Origin of the sequence: Catenulispora pinistramenti (assembly GCF_018274385.1) — a bacterium.
In the GTDB taxonomy this organism is placed as follows: Bacteria; Actinomycetota; Actinomycetes; order Streptomycetales; family Catenulisporaceae; genus Catenulispora; species Catenulispora pinistramenti.
In genome coordinates, this window is sequence record NZ_JAAFYZ010000452.1 from 1 (window position 1) to 2,126 (window position 2,126).

Annotated in this window: 1 protein-coding gene and 1 pseudogene; both read left to right on the forward strand. The window is 72.0% G+C overall.

Features of this window, described 5'->3' with window-relative positions:
- Positions 1 to 526: pseudogene (locus tag KGQ19_RS48385) on the forward strand (MFS transporter); the annotation flags it as partial.
- 23 nt (positions 527 to 549) lie between these two features.
- Entirely contained in the window at positions 550 to 1,440 is an 891-nt protein-coding gene (locus KGQ19_RS48390) for a sigma-70 family RNA polymerase sigma factor (RefSeq protein ID WP_212022363.1), read from the forward strand.
- The last annotated feature ends 686 nt before the right edge of the window (positions 1,441 to 2,126 follow it).

A 2,126-nucleotide genomic window follows, 5' to 3' on the forward strand; every position in this document is an offset into this window, starting at 1 on the left:
GGCGTACAAGGTGGTGGGGCGGCGGTTCGGGGATCTGTCGATCGCGCTGGTCGGGTTCTCGGCGTCCAACACGATGTTCGTGTTGCAGCCGCAGTTCGGGCCGGCGTTCCTGGCCGTCGGGGTGGCGATCGGGGCGTTGACGTTCGGGACGGCGCGGATCGCGTCGCGGTCGCTGGTGCTGACGAGCGTGGACGAGGCGTACGTGGGGCGGGCCTTCGGGCTGGCGAACTCGTGGGGGTTGGCGGCGACGGTGGTGGTGATGCTGGGGGTCGCCGAGCTGACCGACCACACCGACAGCCGGTGGGGGTTCGCGGTGGCGGCTTCGGTGAGTTTCGTCGCGGCGCTGGTGGCCGGGGTTCTGCTGCGAGGCGCTTCGGTGGGCGCCGCCGTCTTGGATGATTCGGGTGATGCGGGCGATGCGGATGATTCAGGTGGTGTGGGTGGCCCGGACGGCCCGGACGGCGCGGGTCCCGACGGCGGCTGTCACACTCCCGCGAATGCGGACGTCAGAGTGGTGACCGCCTGAGACCGTTCGCAGAATGTGGAACCATGACCGACACCTTTCAGCTCGCCGAGTTCTTCCAGTCCCAGCGCCCGCACCTGTTGGCGGTGGCGTACCGCATGCTCGGCTCGCTGGCCGAGGCGGACGACGCCGTGCAGGAGGCGTACCTGCGGCTGAACCGGTCGGACGTGGCGGAGGTGGAGAACCTGGCCGGCTGGCTCACCACGGTGACCGGCCGGGTCTGCCTGGACGTGCTGCGCGCCCGCCGCAACCACGGCGAGGAGGACCTGGACGGCCCGGCCGGCGTCGAGGCGGCCGAGGCCGCCGAGCGGGACGCGCTGGCCGACCCGGAACTGGCCGCGGAGCTGTCCGACTCGGTCGGCCTGGCCCTGCTGGTGGTGATGGACACGCTGAGCCCGGCCGAGCGCCTGGCGTTCGTCCTGCACGACATGTTCGCGGTCCCGTTCGAGGACATCGCACCGATCGTCGGCAAATCCACGGCGGCCGTCCGTCAACTCGCGAGCCGGTCCCGCCGCCGGGTGCGAGGCCAAGGCGAGGAGACGGACGCCGACCGCACCCGGCAGCGCGAGGTGGTGACCGCCTTCATGGCGGCCTCGCGCGGCGGCGACTTCGCGGGCCTGCTGAAACTGCTGGACCCGGACGTGGTGCTCCGCGCCGACCCCACGGCCGCCCGCCTCGGCGCCGCGGTCGAGGTACGCGGCGCGACCGACGTGGCCGAGCAGTTCTCCGGGCGCGCCCAGGCGGCGCAGCTGGCGCTGGTCGAGGGGAGCGCGGCGATGGTGTGGGCGGTCGCCGGGCAGCCGCGGGTGGTGTTCGACTTCGTGGTGGTCGCGGGGCGGATCGCAGGGATCGAGATGCTGGCGGATGCGGGACTGTTAAGGGAGCTGGAGGTGGTTTTGGTGGGGGTGGGCGGTTAGATAACTGGCCCCACGAGACATGAGGTGAGGGACTAAGGCGAAAGGCGGCAGCTGATCGGTCGGATGCGGCGGTGCTTGCTGGGGCGGGAGGCAGCGGGCGGCCGCACGACGGCGGGCAGCGAAGCTGGCGCGTCGAAGCTTGCGGGGGTCGAAGCTTGCGGGGTCGAAGTCGGCGGGCGCTGAAGGCGGCGCGCGCTGAAGGCGGCGGGCGCTGAAGGCGGCGGGCGCTGAAGGCGGCGGGCGCTGAAGGCGGCGGGCGCTGAAGGCGGCGGGCGCTGAAGGCGGCGGGCGCTGAAGGCGGCGGGCGCTGAAGGCGGCGTGCGCTGAAGGCGGCGTGCGCTGAAGGCGGCGTGCGCTGAAGGCGGCGGGCAAGGCGCAGGCTGGCAGGCACCGAAGGCAACGGGCGGCGAGGGCAGGCGGCAAGATGCCGGGTGGCAACTTGATCGGCATCGCTGACGTGGACAAAGGCAACGGGCGGCGGAACCAGGCGGCGGACGCGGATGGTGCGCGGTGGTCGGCGAGCTTGCGGGGGCTTTGAGCTGCTCTGGCTTAGCCGACCGTCTATTGCTGTATCAGGCAACGTTTGGCCGGGAGTTTTCGCGACATGGTTCGCGACGTGGTTCGCGACGTGCGGGTTGGCGGGCGGGATCCGTTGGCGGGTGGAGTTTGCTGGGGCTGGGGTTTGT